The 18826-nt window shown below is 44.9% G+C and carries 19 protein-coding genes; 15 read left to right on the top strand and 4 right to left on the bottom strand.

Annotated features, from left to right (window positions below; all coding sequences use genetic code 11):
• Positions 1-27: 27 nt before the first annotated feature.
• The 14 genes from EIZ39_RS19660 to rlmD all read left to right on the top strand — a co-directional run bounded on the left by EIZ39_RS19660 (position 28) and on the right by rlmD (position 15487).
• Positions 28-342, top strand: a complete 315-nt coding sequence (locus tag EIZ39_RS19660) for a YbjQ family protein (RefSeq protein ID WP_129201982.1) — start codon at positions 28-30, stop codon at positions 340-342.
• A 91-nt stretch (positions 343-433) separates the two neighbouring features.
• On the top strand, positions 434-724 hold the full coding sequence (gatC, locus tag EIZ39_RS19655; protein ID WP_129201979.1) for an Asp-tRNA(Asn)/Glu-tRNA(Gln) amidotransferase subunit GatC: 291 nt from the start codon (positions 434-436) through the stop codon (positions 722-724).
• 18 nt (positions 725-742) lie between these two features.
• A complete protein-coding gene (gene gatA, locus EIZ39_RS19650) occupies positions 743-2203 on the top strand; it encodes an Asp-tRNA(Asn)/Glu-tRNA(Gln) amidotransferase subunit GatA (protein WP_129201977.1) in 1461 nt (486 codons plus the stop codon).
• Between the two features lie 23 nt (positions 2204-2226).
• The gene (gene gatB / locus EIZ39_RS19645; RefSeq protein WP_129201975.1) at positions 2227-3657 is read left to right on the top strand and encodes an Asp-tRNA(Asn)/Glu-tRNA(Gln) amidotransferase subunit GatB; all 1431 of its coding nucleotides are present in this window, start codon (positions 2227-2229) and stop codon (positions 3655-3657) included.
• A 200-nt stretch (positions 3658-3857) separates the two neighbouring features.
• Positions 3858-4643 carry an IclR family transcriptional regulator gene (locus tag EIZ39_RS19640; protein WP_129201973.1) on the top strand — a complete coding sequence of 262 codons (786 nt, stop codon included), beginning with the start codon at positions 3858-3860 and terminating at the stop codon, positions 4641-4643.
• Positions 4640-5347: a 5-oxoprolinase subunit PxpB gene (gene pxpB, locus EIZ39_RS19635; protein WP_129201971.1), complete on the top strand. Its 708-nt coding sequence runs from the start codon at positions 4640-4642 to the stop codon at positions 5345-5347. The genes EIZ39_RS19640 and pxpB overlap by 4 nt, the downstream gene beginning before the upstream one ends.
• Positions 5344-6345: a 5-oxoprolinase subunit C family protein gene (locus EIZ39_RS19630; RefSeq protein ID WP_129201969.1), complete on the top strand. Its 1002-nt coding sequence runs from the start codon at positions 5344-5346 to the stop codon at positions 6343-6345. Before pxpB ends, EIZ39_RS19630 begins: the two co-directional genes overlap by 4 nt.
• A gap of 15 nt (positions 6346-6360) precedes the next feature.
• On the top strand, positions 6361-7122 hold the full coding sequence (locus EIZ39_RS19625; protein ID WP_129201967.1) for a LamB/YcsF family protein: 762 nt from the start codon (positions 6361-6363) through the stop codon (positions 7120-7122).
• A 31-nt stretch (positions 7123-7153) separates the two neighbouring features.
• Positions 7154-8386 carry an NRAMP family divalent metal transporter gene (locus EIZ39_RS19620; protein WP_129201965.1) on the top strand — a complete coding sequence of 411 codons (1233 nt, stop codon included), beginning with the start codon at positions 7154-7156 and terminating at the stop codon, positions 8384-8386.
• 66 nt (positions 8387-8452) lie between these two features.
• On the top strand, positions 8453-9241 hold the full coding sequence (locus tag EIZ39_RS19615; RefSeq protein ID WP_205668593.1) for a putative hydro-lyase: 789 nt from the start codon (positions 8453-8455) through the stop codon (positions 9239-9241).
• Positions 9242-9243: 2 nt separating this feature from the next.
• The gene (locus tag EIZ39_RS19610) at positions 9244-10533 is read left to right on the top strand and encodes a purine/pyrimidine permease (RefSeq protein ID WP_129201961.1); all 1290 of its coding nucleotides are present in this window, start codon (positions 9244-9246) and stop codon (positions 10531-10533) included.
• A 274-nt stretch (positions 10534-10807) separates the two neighbouring features.
• Complete coding sequence (gene pflB / locus EIZ39_RS19605) at positions 10808-13075, top strand: formate C-acetyltransferase (protein ID WP_129201959.1); 2268 nt, start codon at positions 10808-10810, stop codon at positions 13073-13075.
• Positions 13076-13205: 130 nt separating this feature from the next.
• A complete protein-coding gene (locus EIZ39_RS19600) occupies positions 13206-14096 on the top strand; it encodes a diacylglycerol kinase (RefSeq protein ID WP_129201957.1) in 891 nt (296 codons plus the stop codon).
• A gap of 8 nt (positions 14097-14104) precedes the next feature.
• The gene (gene rlmD, locus EIZ39_RS19595; protein ID WP_129201956.1) at positions 14105-15487 is read left to right on the top strand and encodes a 23S rRNA (uracil(1939)-C(5))-methyltransferase RlmD; all 1383 of its coding nucleotides are present in this window, start codon (positions 14105-14107) and stop codon (positions 15485-15487) included.
• Positions 15488-15574: 87 nt separating this feature from the next.
• On the opposite strand, the gene EIZ39_RS19590 is transcribed toward rlmD, so the two are convergent.
• Positions 15575-15673: a sporulation protein YjcZ gene (locus EIZ39_RS19590; RefSeq protein ID WP_129201954.1), complete on the bottom strand. Its 99-nt coding sequence runs from the start codon at positions 15671-15673 to the stop codon at positions 15575-15577.
• A 277-nt stretch (positions 15674-15950) separates the two neighbouring features.
• On the opposite strand from EIZ39_RS19590, the gene EIZ39_RS26770 reads away from it, so the two are divergent.
• Positions 15951-16109: a hypothetical protein gene (locus tag EIZ39_RS26770; RefSeq protein ID WP_164985183.1), complete on the top strand. Its 159-nt coding sequence runs from the start codon at positions 15951-15953 to the stop codon at positions 16107-16109.
• Positions 16110-16149: 40 nt separating this feature from the next.
• Here EIZ39_RS26770 and thpD read toward each other — a convergent pair whose 3' ends face one another.
• From thpD to ectB, 3 genes are read right to left on the bottom strand one after another with little or no spacing between them, the layout of a single operon-like run.
• Positions 16150-17034 (bottom strand): ectoine hydroxylase, encoded by an 885-nt coding sequence (gene thpD / locus EIZ39_RS19585; protein WP_129201952.1) that lies wholly within the window; start codon positions 17032-17034, stop codon positions 16150-16152.
• Positions 17035-17064: 30 nt separating this feature from the next.
• Positions 17065-17460 carry an ectoine synthase gene (locus tag EIZ39_RS19580; RefSeq protein ID WP_129201950.1) on the bottom strand — a complete coding sequence of 132 codons (396 nt, stop codon included), beginning with the start codon at positions 17458-17460 and terminating at the stop codon, positions 17065-17067.
• Between the two features lie 51 nt (positions 17461-17511).
• The gene (ectB, locus tag EIZ39_RS19575) at positions 17512-18804 is read right to left on the bottom strand and encodes a diaminobutyrate--2-oxoglutarate transaminase (RefSeq protein WP_129201948.1); all 1293 of its coding nucleotides are present in this window, start codon (positions 18802-18804) and stop codon (positions 17512-17514) included.
• Positions 18805-18826 lie beyond the last annotated feature (22 nt).

The following is an 18826-nucleotide window of genomic DNA, read 5'->3' as shown; positions in this document are numbered from 1 at the left end:
TATAACCTATGGGGGAGGAATAAAATCATGTTAATGACGACGACAAGCACGTTGCAAAATAAGGAAATTGTGGAATACATCTCGGTAGTATCTAGTGAAGTTATACTTGGGGCAAATGTGGTTCGTGACTTCTTGGCAGGCATAACGGACATTATCGGGGGCCGCAGTGGGGCTTACGAGAGTAAGCTTTCAGAGGGAAGAGATATGGCTCTAAAAGAATTGGAAGCAAGAGCGACCAAGATGGGTGCTAATGCCGTAATCGGGGTTGATTTGGATTTCGAAACCCTTCGCGACGGCATGATGATGGTCATCGCTACAGGAACAGCCGTGAAAGTGAAATAATGATCTTGGCAGGCACCGTAAACGTAATTGCGGTGCCTTTTTATATTTGGTATGATCTAAATTATGGTTAGATTTCATGGAGGTGGAGCGGATGAGCGAGATATCTCGTGAGCAAGTCGAGCATGTCGCCAAGCTGGCGCGCTTAAACTTGACGGAGGATGAGGCGGTTAAATATACATCGCAGATGAATTCCATCCTCAACTTTTTTGAAAAGCTAGACGAACTAGATACGGACAATGTTCAACCGACAAGTCATGTTTTGGACGTATACAATGTCATGCGTGAAGACGAAGAACGTCCGTCTATTGATCGGGAAGTTGCTTTGCGGAATGCGCCGGATCATGAAGAGGGTCAGTTTAAGGTCCCTGCAGTAATGGAATAGCTAGGGGGTGGGAGAGTTATGTCTATTTTTGATAAGAAAATGATGGAATTACATAATGCCATTAGCCAGAAGGAGCTATCCGTGACGGAGCTTGTTGAGGCTTCCTTCGAGAGAATTGGGAAAACAGAAAAGAGTGTTCAGGCTTTTCTTACGCTAGATGAGGAAGGCGCGCGGAATAAGGCCAAAAAATTAGATGAACAAGTGGCTAAAGGAGAGGAAATGGGTCTCCTATTTGGCTTGCCAGCAGCCATTAAGGATAATATTGTAACAGATCGAGTAAGAACGACGGCAGGAAGTAAAATTCTGTCCAACTATGATCCGATTTATAATGCTTCCGTTATGGATCGCCTTGGAGCGGCAGAAGCTATTATGATTGGTAAAACCAATATGGATGAATTCGGAATGGGGAGCTCGACAGAGAATTCGGGTTTTCAGAAGACATTTAATCCATGGAATCCGGAGTATGTTCCGGGAGGATCAAGTGGGGGATCAGCAGCGGCTGTAGCTGCAGGACAAGCTTACTTTGCCTTGGGATCCGATACAGGAGGCTCCATTCGACAACCTGCAGCTTTCTGCGGTGTGGTTGGCTTGAAGCCGACTTATGGACTTGTATCAAGGTTCGGTCTGGTTTCTTATGCTTCTTCTCTCGATACGATTGGCCCAATTACGAAAAATGTAGAAGATGCTGCGTACGTTCTTTCTACGATCGCAGCTCATGACCCTTATGATTCCACGTCTGCTGAAGTGGAAGTTCCAGACTATGTATCGGCTCTAACGGGAGATGTTAAAGGTTTGCGTGTCGGTATTCCGAAAGAATTGATTGGCGAAGGCATTGATGCTGACGTTAAAGCGAAAGTATTAGAAGCGATAAAAGTATTAGAAGGAATGGGAGCCATTGTCGAAGAAGTGTCGTTGCCGCATACCGAATATGCTGTGCCAACCTATTATATCTTAGCGCCGTCTGAGGCATCTTCTAATCTAGCGCGATATGATGGCGTTAGATATGGTGTGAGAAGCGATAACACTACGAACCTTATTGAGATGTATAAAGAGACGAGAAGTCACGGCTTTGGAATAGAAGTGAAGCATCGAATTATGCTCGGGACTTATGCGTTAAGTTCTGGATATTATGATGCTTATTATAAGAAGGCTCAAAAGGTGAGAACGTTAATCAAAAACGATTTCGATCAATTGTTCGCGAAGTATGACGTCATTATTGGACCTACGGCTCCGACGACAGCTTTTAAAATCGGAGAGAAGACCACGGATCCATTAACGATGTATCTCAATGATATTTGCACCATCCCGGTTAGCTTGGCTGGAATACCGGCCATTAGTGTTCCTTGCGGTTTCGCGGGTAATGGCATGCCTGTAGGATTGCAGATTATGGGTAAACACTTTGATGAATCGACGATACTTCGTGTGGCTCACGCTTATGAGCAGCAAACAGAACATCATAAGGCTCGTCCTAGCCTATAACCAGTAAAGGGGGGAAACGGAAGATGAAATACGAAACCGTCATCGGACTGGAAGTTCATGCCGAACTCTCCACCGAATCGAAGATATTTTGCGGTTGTCCTACGGAATTCGGGGCACCGCCGAATACGCATACTTGCCCAATCTGTTTAGGACATCCGGGAGTGCTTCCCGTCCTCAACAAGACGGCCTTAGAATATGCGATTAAGGCTTCTCTAGCTTTAAACTGCACAATCAATCAAGAGTCTAAGTTTGATAGAAAGAACTATTTTTATCCTGATTCGCCGAAGGCTTACCAGATCTCTCAATATGACCAGCCTGTAGGAGAAAATGGTTGGTTGGATATTGAAGTGAATGGGGAAATCAAGCGGATTGGGATCACTCGTCTTCATCTTGAAGAGGACGCAGGGAAGCTCGTCCACTCCGACTACGGAGATGCCTCCTTAGTGGACTTTAACCGTGTAGGGGTTCCTTTAGTAGAGATCGTCTCCGAACCGGATATCCGTACGCCAGAAGAAGCTCGTGCTTACTTAGAAAAGCTAAAGTCCATTCTCCAATACTGTGAGGTATCCGACGTGAAAATGGAGCAGGGTTCTCTTCGTTGTGATGCGAATATTAGCTTGCGTCCATATGGTCAAGAGAAGCTTGGTACGAAGGCCGAGTTAAAGAACATGAACTCTTTCCGTAACGTGCAACGTGGATTGGAGTACGAGCAACAGCGTCAAGCCGAGATTCTTGACCAAGGGGGAACGGTTGTACAAGAAACTCTCCGTTGGGATGATGCGAATGCTCGTACGATCACGATGCGCGGGAAGGAAGAAGCCCATGATTACAGGTACTTCCCAGATCCAGACTTAATTAAGATGAACATTAGTTCAGAGTGGATTGAAGAAATTAAATCCACCATTCCTGAGTTGCCCGACGCAAGAATGGCTCGTTATGTTCAAGCATACGGATTGCCTGCAACGGATGCGAGTGTCTTAACGGCATCAAAGGAGATCTCCAACTTCTTCCAAGCTGCAGTGGATACGGGAGCAGATGCCAAGCTTGTATCCAATTACATCATGGGTGACTTGATGGGATACTTGAACGCTGCTCAGTTGGAACTCAAGGATGTTAAAATTACAGCGGTTGGTCTTGGTGAGATGGTCAACTTAATCCAGAAGGGCACCATCAGCTCGAAGATTGCTAAAACCGTTTTTAAAGAGATGATCGAGACGGGTAAGCAGCCTGCACAAGTCGTGGAAGAGCAAGGCCTTGTACAAATTAGTGACGAAGGCGCTATTGCTGGCATTATTGCTGAGGTTGTAGCCAACAATCCCCAGTCCGTTGAAGACTTCAAGGCAGGGAAAACTCAAGCGATTGGTTTCCTTGTTGGACAAGTTATGAAGGCGACGAAGGGGAAAGCGAATCCAGGAATGGTAAATAAGATGTTGCAGGATGAGTTGAATAAATAAGGATAAAGAGGTTTTCGTGAAGCTCAAGCTCCACGAAGACCTTTTTTCTTGCAACGAATCTTTGGGAGATTTTCTTACACAATTTTTTAATGAAATGGAAAAGTTGCTATTGTATTTATCTTTTCAGACAATTATAATTAATCATATAGTACCGATATTCGGAATTATAGTTCCGAATATCGGAACGAAGGAGTTTGGTTATGAACCAAAATCAAAATAAAACAGTTGTAAAATCGATGCAAATTTTAAATTTGTTTATTGATCACGAGAGGCTCAGCTTACAAGAAATTGTATTGAAAACGAATTTGCCTAAGACATCCGCTCATCGCATGGTACTTTCCTTGGAGGAGATGGGTTTTTTATCTAAGGATGAGCAGGGAAAATACGGTCTTGGACTCCTCTTCTTACAATTCGGTCATCTTGTAGCTGAGCGATTGGATATAAGGAAAGTGGCCCTCCCCGTAATGCAACGTCTGAAGGAGGAGTTAGGGGAAGCGGTTAACTTGGTTGTCCGTGATGGGGATGAAGCCATTTACATTGAGAAAGTGGATACATCAGAACGGGTTCGAGTTTATACGCAGATTGGACGGCGAGCCCCACTTTATGGCGGGGCTTGTCCGAGAATTCTTTTGGCTCATCTCCCAGAGGAGAAACAGAATCGTTATGTCGATAAGGTAGAGATTGTGCCCTATGCGATGAATACGATTGTAGACAAGGAAGAGCTTCGAAGAGTGCTAAAGGAATGCCGGGATCGGGGCTATTCAGTGAGCCATTCTGAACTTGAGAACTATTCTTCCGCAGCAGGTGCACCGATTTTTAATCATATGGGAGAATTGGTTGCAGGTCTTAGTGTCGTGGGTCCAGAGGTCAGATTTCAGGATCACGAACATCTTCAGAAGTGTATTGAAAAGGTTAAAGAAGCAGCACGCGAAATTTCAACTGCCCTAGGTTATAAGGCAGGCAATGATAAGGGGGGAGTAAATTGAATTATCAGGTGTATCCTCTCGGAGAAACCGCCCTTGTGGTAGCACTGGGTGATTCCATTAATCTCGAAACTCATAATAAAGTGAAGGCGTTAGCCAAATTTTTAGACGAGCAGCCGTTTACGGGATTAGTAGAGTATGTGCCCGCCTTTACTACAGTAACCGTTTTCTATGATCCCCTTCAGTTTGCAGATGATGAGCAAGTCTCTGCTTATAAACGGGTTTCAGACATTATGGACAGCATCATGAATCAACTGAAGGAGGAGGAGAGGGGGAACTTCCGTGTGATGGAAATCCCTGTATGCTATGGTGGAAGGTTTGGTCCAGATTTGGAATTCGTAGCCGAACACAACGGACTCACTCCCGAAGAGGTAGTGGAAATTCATACATCAGGAGAGTATCTGGTGTATATGATCGGGTTTGCTCCAGGGTTTCCTTATATCGGCGGGATGTCTGAGAGGATTGCTGCTCCTAGGAGGCCTTCTCCTAGATTAGCGATTCCTGCGGGCTCTGTAGGAATTGCAGGGAAACAAACGGGGGTCTATCCCATCGAAACTCCAGGCGGCTGGCAACTAATTGGACAGACTCCTCTCCAGCTCTTCCGGCCTTTAGATTCCTCGCCGAGTTTATTGCAAGCAGGTGATCAAGTTCGTTTTGTCTCCGTTACTGAGGATGAATTCCTAGAGTTAAAGGGGGACTTGATATGAGTATCTTCATGATTCGTCCAGGACTACTAAGCTCGTTGCAAGACTTAGGAAGATATGGTTACCAGAAGCATGGCGTGATTGTTAGCGGTGTGATGGATCCTCTCGCACATCGCTTGGCCAATATTTTGGTTGGAAACGAAGAGAATGCGGCCACAATGGAGATCACCATGATGGGGCCTGTAATTGAATTTCAGAGGGATACGCTATTCTCTCTATGCGGTGGAGATCTAACGCCGACCATAGAAGGGGTAAAAGTCCCGATGTGGAGACCTGTTTGGGTAAAGCAAGGAACCCAGTTAAAGTTTGGGAACAGTGCAACCGGCTGTCGAGCCTACTTAGCTGTCGCAGGTGGGTTTGATGTGCCCGATGTCATGGGCAGTAAATCAACGTATCTTAGGGGAGGAATAGGCGGCTATAGGGGAAGAGCGCTACAGGCGGGAGACGAGCTTCCCGTTGGAGCTGTATCAGAACTCTCGAACCGGCTGTTCAAGCGCTTGTCGCAGATCCATACCGATCAACCTTTTCAAACCGTTACATGGGCCGTTTCTTCGGAGCTTTTGCCTTTCTACACCGATCGTCCGACGATAAGGGTTATTCGCGGCAATGAATATCGATGGTTTACGGAGAAGAGTCGTGAACAGTTTTTCCAGCAGGCCTTCAGTGTATCTCCTCAATCTGACCGGATGGGATACCGGATCAAGGGACCTCAATTGGAATTGATGGAGCCGCGAGAATTGATTTCCGAGGCCGTTGCCTTTGGAACAGTTCAGGTTCCACCAGAAGGCCAGCCTATTGTGCTGCTTGCCGATAGGCAAACAACCGGAGGTTACCCGAAGATCGCCCAGATCATTTCAGTAGATTTGCCGCTTATGGCTCAGGTTAAGCCCGGGGATCATGTACATTTCTATGAAGTCTCACATCAAGAGGCAGAAGAATTGTATCTATCACGGGAACGAGAAATTAGACAGTTGAAGTGGGGTATTTCGATTCAAGCTTAAAGGAGGGTGAAGAAGATGTATGTAGTAGATGTGAACTGTGATATGGGAGAGAGCTTCGGAAACTATAAGCTTGGGACAGATGAAGAGATTTTTCCCTACATTACTTCCGCTAATATTGCTTGCGGGTTTCATGCCGGAGATCCATCCGTCATGAGAAGAACGGTTGAATCTGCCTTGCGTCATGGAGTTGGAATCGGGGCTCATCCTGGGTTGCAAGATTTAATGGGATTTGGTCGCAGGGAGATGCAGCTTTCGCCGCAGGAAGCTTACGATCTAGTTGTCTATCAGATTGGAGCTCTTTATGGATTCGTTAAAGCAGTTGGGGGAAAAATGCAGCATGTGAAGCCGCATGGTGCGCTTTACAATATGGCAGCTAAGAGTAAAGACCTGTCGGAAGCGATTGCAGAGGCCGTTTATAAGGTGAATCCAGAGTTGATCTTATTTGGACTAGCGGGCAGCGAACTCGTAAAAGCAGGTAAGAATATCGGGCTTCAAACGGCTGAAGAAGTGTTTGCTGATCGCACTTATCAAAATGATGGTTCTTTGACTTCCCGTCGTCTACCGGATGCTTTAATTACCGATGATCAACAAGCCGTGGCCCAGGTGATCCGTATGGTGAAGGAGAAGAAGGTTCTTTCTCAGCAAGGAGTGGATGTGCCAATTCAAGCAGATACGATTTGCATTCATGGGGATGGTCTACATGCTTTAGCCTTTGCACGTTTAATTCGACAACAACTAGAAGCTTCAGGAATTACGGTGCAGGCGGTTAGACAATAAAATAAACAATTCATTTAAGGAGGAGCCCAACATGCTAGAAAAGAAAGTACAAGCAAATAAGTCTGCACTGCCGCTCGAACAGAAGTCGAACTGGAGCCTATTATTAGGGGCTGCTTTCCTTATGGCTACCTCGGCTATCGGTCCGGGCTTCTTAACTCAAACTACTGTATTTACCCAACAATTAGCGGCTAGTTTTGGTTTTGTTATTTTAGTATCCATTATCTTAGATATTGGCGCCCAGATGAACATCTGGAGAATTCTCGTTGTCTCGGAAAGACGTGCCCAAGATGTGGCCAACATGGTCTACCCTGGACTAGGCTATGTACTAGCCTTCCTCATTGTTTTAGGTGGACTAGCCTTTAATATTGGGAATATCGCGGGAGCCGGGCTTGGAGCAAATGTTATCTTCGGTGTAACGCCGGAGATGGGAGCTCTCTTTAGTGCTGTAATTGCTGTTGGAATCTTCTTAGTACGAGAAGCTGGGAAGTTAATGGATCGCTTTGCACAAATTATGGGTTTTGTGATGATTGGTTTAATGGTTTATGTCTTATTTACCGCCAATCCTCCAGTAGGTGAGGCTGTTGTAAAATCCTTTGTCCCAGATACGATTGATATTCTAGCTATTGTTACCTTGGTAGGGGGAACGGTAGGAGGATATATTACCTTTGCTGGGGGGCATCGTCTTATTGACGCCGGGGTTAAAGGTGTGGGGGCTTTACCGCAAGTGACCAGGGGTTCGATCTCTGCAATTGGTATTGCTTCGATTATGAGAATCTTCTTGTTCCTAGCGGCCCTTGGTGTTGTCGCTCAGGGATTGGCCATCGACCCTGCAAATCCTCCTGCCTCTGTATTTAAACTAGCTGCAGGAGATTTGGGCTATAAGCTATTTGGAATTATAATGTGGGCTGCAGCGATTACATCGGTAATTGGGGCTGCTTATACCTCGGTATCCTTTATTCGTACATTAAGTTCAAGTATTGAGAAGCACCATAAATGGGTGATTATTGGATTCATTGTTCTTTCTACTCTTGTCTTCGTTTCGATTGGACGTCCGGTCAAGATCCTAGTTCTTGTGGGAGCCCTGAATGGGTTAATTCTACCTCTGTCTCTTGGTGTCATGCTGGTAGCGGCTTATAAGAAGAACATCGTTGGAGATTATAAGCATCCAATGTGGATGACGGCGTTCGGCGCGGTGGTTGTCGTGACGATGGGAGCGATGGGTGGTTATACCCTCTTTACCCAACTGCCTAAATTGTTTCAGTAAGCTTCAAGAGCAAGCCGCAGGACCTTTTTCCTGCGGTTATTCTTTTAGATAAGGAGGAAGATGACGATGGAAATAGCAAAATTAACACCAGCAGAAGCGCGAAAGTGGATACGAGAGGGAAGGTGGACCAAACCAACTGCTGGAATGGCCAATGGATATGCGCAAGCAAATTTGGCCATTTTACCTAAGGAATTTGCTTTTGAGTTCTTGTTGTTTTGTCAGAGGAATCCTAAGCCATGCCCGGTGTTAGATGTCACAGAGGCAGGTTCTCCAATTCCGCGACTCGTCGCCCCAGAGGCGGATATCCGTACAGACATTCCGAGGTATCGTGTGTATAAAAAGGGAGAGCTAACCGATGAGCTAACGGATATACGTTCCTTATGGAATGAAGATATGGTCGCCTTCTTGTTAGGATGCAGCTTCTCTTTTGAGAAGGCTTTGTTGGATAATGCAATTCCTATTCGCCATATCGAGGAGCAATGCAACGTTCCGATGTATAAAACGAATATTCCTTGTGTGAAAGCGGGCCGATTTGAGGGGCCTATGGTGGTCAGCATGCGTCCTATGCCGGCAGCGGATGTCGTAAGAGCTGTGCAAGTCACTTCACGGTTTCCAGCTGTCCACGGAGCGCCTGTCCATATCGGAGACCCTGAGCAAATCGGGATAAAAGATATCTCTAACCCAGACTTCGGTGATCGTGTTACCATCAAGCCAGGGGAAGTTCCTGTATTCTGGGCGTGTGGGGTTACTCCTCAAGCGGTGGCCATGCAGGTGAAACCAGAGTGGATGATTACCCATGCACCAGGTCATATGTTTATTACCGATAAACGGGATGAGGAGTTTGGAGTGATATAAAAATGAAAAATGCACTAGCAGCCATTCAATGGTCCCTGATCATGCTGGCTGGATGTGTAGTGGCCCCAATTACGATTGGGGAAGCGTTCGGTTTTTCGCAAGAAGAGATTATTCAGTTTGTCCAGCAGACCTTATTGGTCATGGGAGTCGTGGCTATCCTGCAATCGCTTTTTGGACATAAACTCCCCGTTATTGAAGCACCTGCAGCGGTATGGTGGGGCATTTTCTTGGCATTAGCGGTATCTGTCAGCTCCCCTGGAGAACGGGGGGCTCTACTTGTCAGCCTTCAAATGGGGATCATGATGAGTGGGGTACTCTTCCTTCTATTAAGTGTCACCGGAATGATTCGTTATATAAGGAGACTATTCACCCCTCTGGTAACGGGAACGTACTTTGTATTGTTGGTTGCTCAGATGAGTGGGCCTTTTATAAAAGGAATCTTGGGTATTGGGTATTTAACCTCTACGTTGCAAGGGAAAACAGCCCTCGCAGGTGTTCTGACTACGATTTGTGCGGTGATGATGGCGAGAAGTCCCATTCGCTGGGTAAGGATTTACTCGGTTCTATGGGCTATATGTGGTGGATGGGCTCTTTTTGTTCTGCTAGATTTAAATCAACCTATGACGGATGGGCACAGTGAGTGGTTTGTTTTTCCGCAAGTTTTTCCTTGGGGCATCCCACAATTTAACACGAGTGTTCTCTTCATTGTGGCGATCACAACCCTGCTGTTATTAACGAATCTAGTGGCAAGTATTGAAGCCGTCGAGAAAGTAGTGAAATCTCCTCGCAAGACAGTAGAATGGCGATCGGGCTTCGTATTGGGAATCAGTCAGTTATTATCAGGTGTCTTTGGCACCATCAGCTTTATTCCCGTTTCATATACAGCAGGATTCATCTTAACGACCAAAACGAAAGAAAGACTACCCTTCATTATGGGGAGTGCTCTCATTCTTGGAATTAGTTTCTTTCCAGCTATTTCGATGTTTTTTGCTATGATCCCATCACCCGTTGGATATGCAGCAGTATTTATCTCCTTTGCGCAGATGCTAGGACTTGGGCTAAAGGAATATACCGTATCCCCCTTGGATGAAGAGCGCATCTTAATTATCGGAATTTCCTTAATGGTGGGGCTCGGCTGCATGGCGTTACCTTTAACTTCGTTGACAGGTATTGCACCTATCTTTACGACCTTCTTATCTAATGGCCTAGCTATGGGAGTCGTGACTTGTATGCTGCTCGAGCAAGGGATGAGATTGAATAAGGTAGGTAGACATAGAAAGGGGGCACTATGAGTGCTTCCTTTTTCATTTTTCGTCTCAACAAGTGAATTTTTTATGAAATTGACTCTTTATGAATGTTTCATGAAAGCATGTGATCCGAGTAATTGGGAGATAGAAAGAGAAAATGAGAGATAATCAAAGGTTAGTATTCCTTTCACTACAAAAACGACATTGTTCTATATATGTATAAAACCTTATGATGAAGATGTACAAACAAACGATAATATGATCTGATAACCAGATGATATTTCCGATATATATTAGCCCTGAGAAGGAGGATGCAATCATGTTGGATGTTAAAGAACTCAAACAACAAGAAATACGTTTTGCCGCCTGGAAAGAGTTTCGTTCGGGAGTATGGGTGAATGAGGTGAATGTGAGGGACTTTATCCTTTCCAACTGGACTCCTTATGAGGGCGATGAGAACTTCTTAGCTGGACCAACGGAAAGTACGAAACGTCTTCATTTGATTACGGAGGAGCTATACAAACTCGAAAGGGAAAAGGGTGGAGTACTAGATATTGATATCCAATGCCCTTCTACTATTGTATCGCATGGCCCAGGATACTTAGAAAAAACAATGGAAAAGATTGTAGGATTACAAACCGATGCGCCTCGACGCAGAGCGATTATGCCAAACGGAGGGATCCGAATGGTTGAGGATGCGTGTAAGGCTTATGGCTACGAGTTAGATCCTGTTGTAAGTGAGATTTTCACAAAGTATCGTAAAACCCATAATCAAGGAGTGTTTGATGCGTATACTCCTGATATGAAGATGGCTAGAAAAGCAGGAATTATAACCGGACTTCCTGACGCTTATGGACGCGGTCGAATCATTGGAGATTACCGCCGAGTCGCCTTGTATGGGGTAGACTTCCTAATAGAGGACAAGAAGCGAGAAATCTCACTTACGGATGAAAGTGAAATGAATGAAGCGACAATTCGCGAAAGAGAAGAGTTAGCTGAACAAATTCGCTCCCTGCAAGAATTAAAGGAAATGGCTCTATCTTATGGATTTGATATTTCCGGACCGGCAACCAATGCGCAAGAGGCTGTACAATGGCTGTACTTTGCTTACCTAGCTGCTATTAAGGAACAGAATGGGGCGGCTATGAGTATCGGTCGAATCAGTACCTTTTTAGATATTTACTTTGAGAAGGACCTTCAAAACGGCGTAATGACAGAGCAAGAGGCTCAGGAATTGATGGATCACTTTGTGATGAAGCTTCGCCTGGTAAACTTCCTTCGAACTCCTGACTACAATGACTTGTTCAGTGGGGACCCGACGTGGGTGACAGAGGCAATTGGAGGAAAGTCTACAGATGGTCGAGCGTTGGTAACAAAGAACTCATTCCGTGTCCTGCATACGTTATATAATCTAGGACCTTCACCTGAACCCAATTTAACTGTATTATGGTCTCCATCCCTGCCTGTAAAGTTCAAGGAGTATTGTGCCAAAGTATCCATTGATACGAGTTCGATCCAATATGAAAACGATGATGTCATGCGCCCTATTTTTGGCGATGATTACGGAATTGCTTGCTGCGTTTCCGCGATGAAGCTTGGGAAGCAGATGCAGTTCTTCGGTGCTCGAGCTAACTTGGCCAAAGCTCTTCTTTATGCGATCAATGGGGGTGTAGATGAGCAGCTTCATATTCAAGTAGGCCCTTTGATGGAAAAGTGGCAAGGGGAATACCTAGAATACGAAGAGGTCATGGACCGATTTGATCGTGTAATGGATTGGTTAGCACGTTTATATGTAAATACGTTGAATGTCATTCACTATATGCATGATAAGTACTGCTACGAGCGTTTAGAGATGGCCCTTCATGATCGTCATATCTTGCGTACGATGGCTTGCGGAATTGCCGGTTTATCCGTCGTAGCTGACTCCTTGAGTGCGATCAAATATGCTAAGGTGAAACCAGTCTTCAATGCAGAAGGGGTAGCTGTTGATTTTGAAATTGAAGGGGAGTACCCTCAGTTCGGAAACAACGATCCGTTGGTAGATGAGATTGCTGTCCAACTCGTCAAGAAGTTCATGGATAAGATTCGCAAACAACCGACTTATCGAGAGGCTATGCCAACGCAGTCCGTACTTACGATTACTTCGAACGTCGTTTACGGGAAGAAGACAGGGAATACCCCAGATGGACGTAAAGAGGGAGAACCGTTTGCACCTGGCGCGAACCCGATGCATGGCCGAGATCAGAAAGGGGCGTTGGCTTCCTTTAACTCCTTGGCTAAGTTGCCTTATGAAGACAGCTTAGACGGCATTTCCTACACGTTTTCGATCGTTCCAAAGGCATTAGGGAGAGAAGAAAATGAGAGAGTAAGAAACCTTTCGGCGATTCTAGATGGATACACGATGCAAGGAGGCCACCATGTAAACGTGAATGTGTTCAATCGGGAGCAGCTGTTAGATGCGATGGAGCATCCGGAGAATTACCCTCAGTTAACCATCCGGGTTTCTGGATACGCAGTGAAATTCATTAAGTTGACCCGTGAACAACAATGGGATGTTATTAAACGAACCTTCCATGAAAGAATATAATAAGTAAAGGAATGTGGGCTGTCTCAAGAAAAAAGTGAGGCAGCCTTTATTCCTTTTAGAAAAACTTTTTTATCTGCTGTAAATACGATATCATGGATAAAGATGGATATACTTAAGGGTGATGATAAGAATGAAGCGTGCACGGTTAATTTATAATCCTTCATCAGGAAGGGAAGAAATAAAGGAAAAATTGCCAGAGATCCTAGACTTTTTTGAACAAGCAGGATATGAAACTTCATGTCACGTCACAAAAAAAGCAGGGGATGCCACAGTGGCCGCGACCCAGGCCATCGAGCGCAACTTTGACTTAATTATTGCAGCGGGCGGGGATGGAACCCTTTATGAAGTGGTTAACGGAATGGCGGAAAGAGAAGGGAGACCTCCATTAGGGATCATCCCAGCTGGAACGACGAATGATTTTGCACGAGCGATTGGGTTGCCTATGAAAAATACTCTTAAAGCTTGTGAGATAATTGTAAAAGGAACCCCCACACCGATTGATATTGGAAAGATTAACGATCGTTATTTTATCAATATCGCTGGCGGAGGGGCCTTAACAGATTTAACGTACGAGGTTCCAAGTAAATTAAAGACCGTTATGGGGCAGCTTGCCTATTACGTTAAGGGGATTGAGAAACTTCCCTTCATACGTCCTAGTCATGTTCGCATTGAAACGGATACGAAAATTATCGATGAAGAGATTATGCTGTTCCTCATTGCTAACAGCAACTCCGTAGGGGGGATGGAGAAGCTTGCCCCCTACGCGGATTTAAGTGATGGGAAATTTGATTGCTTAATATTACGTAAAACAACCCTTCCGGAATTCTTACGTATTGCTACACATGTTCTTAAGGGTGAACATATTAAAGATCCAGATATCATCTATTTTCAAACGAAGAATCTGAAGGCTACTTCTCAAACGAGAGTGCTCTTGAATTTAGATGGGGAGTTAGGCGGGGAACTGCCTATGGAGTTTACAGCATTACATAAGCATATAAGTGTAATAATGCCAGAGAAATAGGTGAAAGAATGAGTAAACATGCAACCGTTCCTGTAACAAAAAATGAAGAAATCGAACTTGAAATAACGGGACTTACCCATGAAGGGGATGGAGTGGGAAAGGTAGAGGGCTTTACCCTATTTATCCCGCAGGCTCTTCCCGGAGAGAAAGTTTTAGCTAAAGTGCTAAAGGTGAAAAAGAATTTTGGCTTCGGGAAATTGGTTGAGGTCCTTGAGCCAAGTTCTCATCGGGAGGCCCCACCTTGTCCCGTTTATCATCAATGCGGGGGCTGTTCCCTTCAGCATTTGGCCTATGACGAACAGCTTCGCCAAAAAACAGTGATCGTGCAAGATAATCTAAAAAGATTAGGAAAAATTGAGCATGCCAAAGTGCACGAGACCCTCGGCATGAAGGATCCTTGGCGCTATCGTAATAAGGCTCAAGTGCCAATGGGAGAAGAGGAGGGTGGACTAATAGGCGGATTCTACGCTCAGCGGTCCCATCGAATCATTAATATGGAGAGCTGTCTTATTCAGCACGAGAAGAGTGATGAAATCGTCAATCAGGTGAAAAAGATAGCCTCGTCATTGGGAATTCGTGCTTATAACGAAGAGACGGGAGAAGGCTTGCTTCGTCATGTAGTTGTAAAGGTAGGATTTAAAACGGGTGAACTGATGCTCGTCCTCATTACGAAGAGCCGCAAGATTCCTAATAAAGAAGAGTTAGTTAATCAACTAACGAAACAAATAACTGGATTAAAAAGTCTCGTCCTTAATATTAACGCGAAACAGACAAACGTCATCTTTGGTGAAGAGACCGAAGTGCTGTGGGGAGAACCCTACATCTATGACTATATAGGAAACGTGAGATTTGCAATTTCGGCCCGCTCCTTTTATCAAGTCAATCCAGTCCAAACGGAGATCTTGTACGGAAAAGCATTAGAATACGCCGATCTAACAGGCAACGAAACCGTTATTGATGCCTATTGCGGCATCGGTACCATTTCCCTGTTTCTTGCGCAAAAAGCCAAAAAGGTCTACGGGGTTGAAATTGTACCTGAAGCCATTGCAGACGCGAAGCGAAACGCTCGTCTCAATGCGATGGAGAACGTTGAATTTGCCGTAGGTGAAGCGGAAAAAATCATTCCATGGTGGTACACCCAAGGAATACGAGCGGACGTTGTAGTTGTAGATCCACCGCGAAAAGGCTGCGATGAAACCTTATTAGAAACCTTGATTCAAATGAAGCCAGAACGTATTGTCTATGTATCCTGCAACCCAAGCACATTAGCTCGAGACTTGCAAATCTTGGAGCAGGGTGGCTACCATACCCAGGAGGTTCAGCCGGTGGATATGTTCCCGCATACATTTCACGTGGAGAGTGTGGCTTGGCTAAAGTTGAAGGAGAGTTGATTGACGCCTGCATCCATAGCTTCGGCGTCAACCAACCAATCTTGGAGGATAAAAATGAGTTACCCTGTTAGCAGGGGCTTCTAGGCCTTAGTAGAACCCTACACGGCTAACAATGACAAGAAGGATGTAGATTACGAGGATAAACGCTAATCCTCCGCCAACACCATATCCAGCTGCTACGCTCATTTGTGTTCCTCCTTTCCTTTTCAAGATACTGATAGTGTATGAAGAAATGTAGACATGGGAAGGGCGAATACCCTAGGTCATTCGCGGAAAATTAATTTATCCTTCGTGTATATTACCTCTAATCACGGGTTAAAATAATGATCCACCCGAGAGAGACTTCAATGCCACTAAGGGCTGACCCAAAAGGACATGTGAAAACTGTCCTTAGGGGTTCGGCCCTTTTTACATTGATTTGGCCTGGATGAGAAAAACTAGATAGCAAAAGGAGGAATACTTTATGGAACAGGTTTATCGTACTGGGGATAAAGCGCCAGAAGACGGAATGTATATCTGTGAAAAAAATGGGATGGAAAAGTCATTCCATGAAGGAGAGACGTTCGATACTTGTCCGGTTTCATGGGAGAATACCACTTGGAGAAAGAAACCGACATCATGAAAGACAGGAACTGCCTCTATTGAAGGCAGTTCCTAATCTATTATAAACTCGATAGCACAGATTCTCTTGCTGCAATATATTCTGGTCTTGGCTTCTGACCAGAGAAGGGTTGAACCAATCGGTTTTCCACGCTATTGAAGACAAAGAACACATTGCTTCGCGGAAGCGGGCTAATATTGCTATTTGAGCCGTGCATAATATTGCAGTCGAACAGGATGATGGAGCCGGCAGGGCCTGTAGGAGCAACAATTCCCCCTTGCTTGGCGAGCAGGGTAAGACTGTCCTGATCCGGAACGCCATACTCTTGCTTGCGTAAAGATTTTTCATAGTGATCTTCAGGTGTTTCACCTACGCAAGATACAAATCGCTTATGAGATCGAGGAATAAGCATAAGCGGACCATTAAATGGAGTATTCTCCGTTAGGGTAATGGAGCAACTGATCGCTCTCATGCGTGGCATACCGTCTTCAACATGCCATGTTTCAAAATCAGAATGCCAATAAAACTCTTTTCCTGTGAATCCAGATTTCAAATTAATTCGAGATTGATGAATGTACACGTCACTTCCTAGCAACTGCTGCATCATCTCGACAAGACGCTTGTCATTGGACAGGCGCTCAAAGAAGAGATCTTGGTTATGAACCGCAAAAACAGAACGAACTTCTTGGCTTTGGGGTTCCCGAATGACTTCTTTTGCCGTAGAATCTTTACTTTGATCCATTACACGCGAAAGCTCATCCCGCATCATCTCTACTTCAGCATCAGTAAAGAAGCTTTCTAAGAATAGAAACCCATTCTCTTCATAAGATTTTAATTGGTCTACGCGGAGAGGGCCGGACTTGGATAGGGGAGAATAGACCACCGGATCTTTTCTCTCCGTAATCGTCGGTTTACTACTGATTCTTGACGGGTAGATATCGATCATGCTATCACTCCTATTGAATAAATCTTTGCATTAAACCATTTCTTCTGAAGGGAGAGGGTAGGCGCCTTCTTCATCATGGGTTTCTCTTCCCGTACACGGGGGATTAAAGACGCAAACCATTCGCATATCGGTTTTGGCTCGTAAGCGATGTTTTTCATGGCCATCTAGGGCATACATGGTACCAGCTTGAATGGGATATAACTTCCCGTTCGTTAGATCTTCAATCTCTCCTTCTCCTTCGATGCAATAGACGGCTTCTTGATGGTATTTATACCAAAAAGTGGATTCCGTACCTGCCCGAATAATCGTATCATGAAGGGAGAAGCCCATTCCGTCTTTCTTAAGGAGGAAACGTCTACTTTCCCAGTTCTTATCATCCACATGGTCATTTGAACCTTTGATTTCTTCTAGAGATCTTACTATCATGATTAACTCTCCTTTTTAATGGTTATTTATCAGAGCTCATGTTCTTTTAACTTATACCTGATGTCCAGACTGCAAGTAAGCTTTGACACTTTCTTCAATAATCGCAAATCCTTTGATTAAGGCATCCGGGTCTATCGTTAATGGAGGCATAATCTTGAACACTTCACTATTTGGACCAGATGTCTCCATTATTAATCCTCGTTTAAAGGCTTCTGAACATATCTTTTCAGCTGCACCATCCACACCGCACGCTACCCCACGCATAAGACCGCGTCCACGAACCTCCCCTTGGATCACAGGGTAATGTTCAACTAATTGCAGAAGAAATTGCTCGACGCGCTTTCCTTTTTCTTCAATGTCTAAACGAAACGCATCGGTTTCCCAGAAGGAAAGGGCTTCCGTTGCCGTAATGAAGGCTAAGTTATGTCCACGAAAGGTACCGTTATGTTCACCAGGGCTCCAGATATCGTACTCAGGTTTAATAAGGGTGAGAGCCATTGGAATACCATAACCACTAATGGATTTTGACAAACAAACAATATCGGGTGTAATTCCTGCAGGCTCAAAGCTGAAGAATGGACCTGTACGTCCGCATCCTACTTGAACATCATCAATAATCAGCAAGATATCCCATCGTCGACACACTTCTTCAATTCGCTTAAGCCATTCATAATTGGCTACGTTCAGACCGCCTTCCCCCTGCAAAGTTTCGAGGATAATAGCTGCAGGAAGAGCAACACCACTGCCGTTATCTTCAAGGAAACGCTCCAAGTAATCTACCGTATCCATGCCTTCACCGAGATAATTATCAAAGGGCATCGATACACTGTTATGTAGCGGGATGCCAGCTCCGTCACGTTTAAAGGCGTTACCAGTTATTGAAAGGGATCCTAAGGTCATTCCATGAAAAGCATTTGTAAAACTAATGACCAGGTCGCGTCCCGTCACTTTACGAGCCAACTTCAAGGCGGCTTCTACTGTGTTTGTTCCTGTAGGGCCAGGAAACATCACCTTGTACTCTAATTTTCTAGGCTTTAGGATAACGTCGTGGAACCTCTCGAGGAAAGTCCTTTTGGCCCCTGTGGCCATATCCAGACTATGGGAGATGCCATCTTCAGCAATATAAGCCAGAAGCTTTTCTTTCATCTTAGGGTGATTATGACCATAATTTAAGGCCCCAGCCCCAGCGAAGAAATCAAGATATTCTTTGCCTTCTATGTCCCAGAGGGTGTGACCCTTTGCTTTGACAAACGTAGTTGGGAAGCTTCGAATATAGCTTCGAACTTCAGACTCATGCTCTTCAAAGACTCTTAGTTGGGCATCTATTTCCTTTATAGCTTGCATACACTCACTGCCTTTCTGAATA

The organism is Ammoniphilus sp. CFH 90114 (assembly GCF_004123195.1).
Lineage (GTDB): Bacteria > Bacillota > Bacilli > Aneurinibacillales > RAOX-1 > YIM-78166.
The sequence above is the reverse complement of the archived record's forward strand: the minus strand, read 5'-3'. Positions and strand labels throughout refer to the sequence as shown.

Coding starts and splice junctions, on each gene's coding strand:
- EIZ39_RS19660 (WP_129201982.1), top strand. CDS start 28: ATGTTAATGACGACGACAAGCACGTTGCAAAATAAGGAAATTGTGGAA.
- gatC (WP_129201979.1), top strand. CDS start 434: ATGAGCGAGATATCTCGTGAGCAAGTCGAGCATGTCGCCAAGCTGGCG.
- gatA (WP_129201977.1), top strand. CDS start 743: ATGTCTATTTTTGATAAGAAAATGATGGAATTACATAATGCCATTAGC.
- gatB (WP_129201975.1), top strand. CDS start 2,227: ATGAAATACGAAACCGTCATCGGACTGGAAGTTCATGCCGAACTCTCC.
- EIZ39_RS19640 (WP_129201973.1), top strand. CDS start 3,858: ATGAACCAAAATCAAAATAAAACAGTTGTAAAATCGATGCAAATTTTA.
- EIZ39_RS19630 (WP_129201969.1), top strand. CDS start 5,344: ATGAGTATCTTCATGATTCGTCCAGGACTACTAAGCTCGTTGCAAGAC.
- EIZ39_RS19625 (WP_129201967.1), top strand. CDS start 6,361: ATGTATGTAGTAGATGTGAACTGTGATATGGGAGAGAGCTTCGGAAAC.
- EIZ39_RS19620 (WP_129201965.1), top strand. CDS start 7,154: ATGCTAGAAAAGAAAGTACAAGCAAATAAGTCTGCACTGCCGCTCGAA.
- EIZ39_RS19615 (WP_205668593.1), top strand. CDS start 8,453: ATGGAAATAGCAAAATTAACACCAGCAGAAGCGCGAAAGTGGATACGA.
- EIZ39_RS19610 (WP_129201961.1), top strand. CDS start 9,244: ATGAAAAATGCACTAGCAGCCATTCAATGGTCCCTGATCATGCTGGCT.
- pflB (WP_129201959.1), top strand. CDS start 10,808: ATGTTGGATGTTAAAGAACTCAAACAACAAGAAATACGTTTTGCCGCC.
- EIZ39_RS19600 (WP_129201957.1), top strand. CDS start 13,206: ATGAAGCGTGCACGGTTAATTTATAATCCTTCATCAGGAAGGGAAGAA.
- rlmD (WP_129201956.1), top strand. CDS start 14,105: ATGAGTAAACATGCAACCGTTCCTGTAACAAAAAATGAAGAAATCGAA.
- EIZ39_RS19590 (WP_129201954.1), bottom strand. CDS start 15,673: ATGAGCGTAGCAGCTGGATATGGTGTTGGCGGAGGATTAGCGTTTATC.
- EIZ39_RS26770 (WP_164985183.1), top strand. CDS start 15,951: ATGGAACAGGTTTATCGTACTGGGGATAAAGCGCCAGAAGACGGAATG.
- thpD (WP_129201952.1), bottom strand. CDS start 17,034: ATGATCGATATCTACCCGTCAAGAATCAGTAGTAAACCGACGATTACG.
- EIZ39_RS19580 (WP_129201950.1), bottom strand. CDS start 17,460: ATGATAGTAAGATCTCTAGAAGAAATCAAAGGTTCAAATGACCATGTG.
- ectB (WP_129201948.1), bottom strand. CDS start 18,804: ATGCAAGCTATAAAGGAAATAGATGCCCAACTAAGAGTCTTTGAAGAG.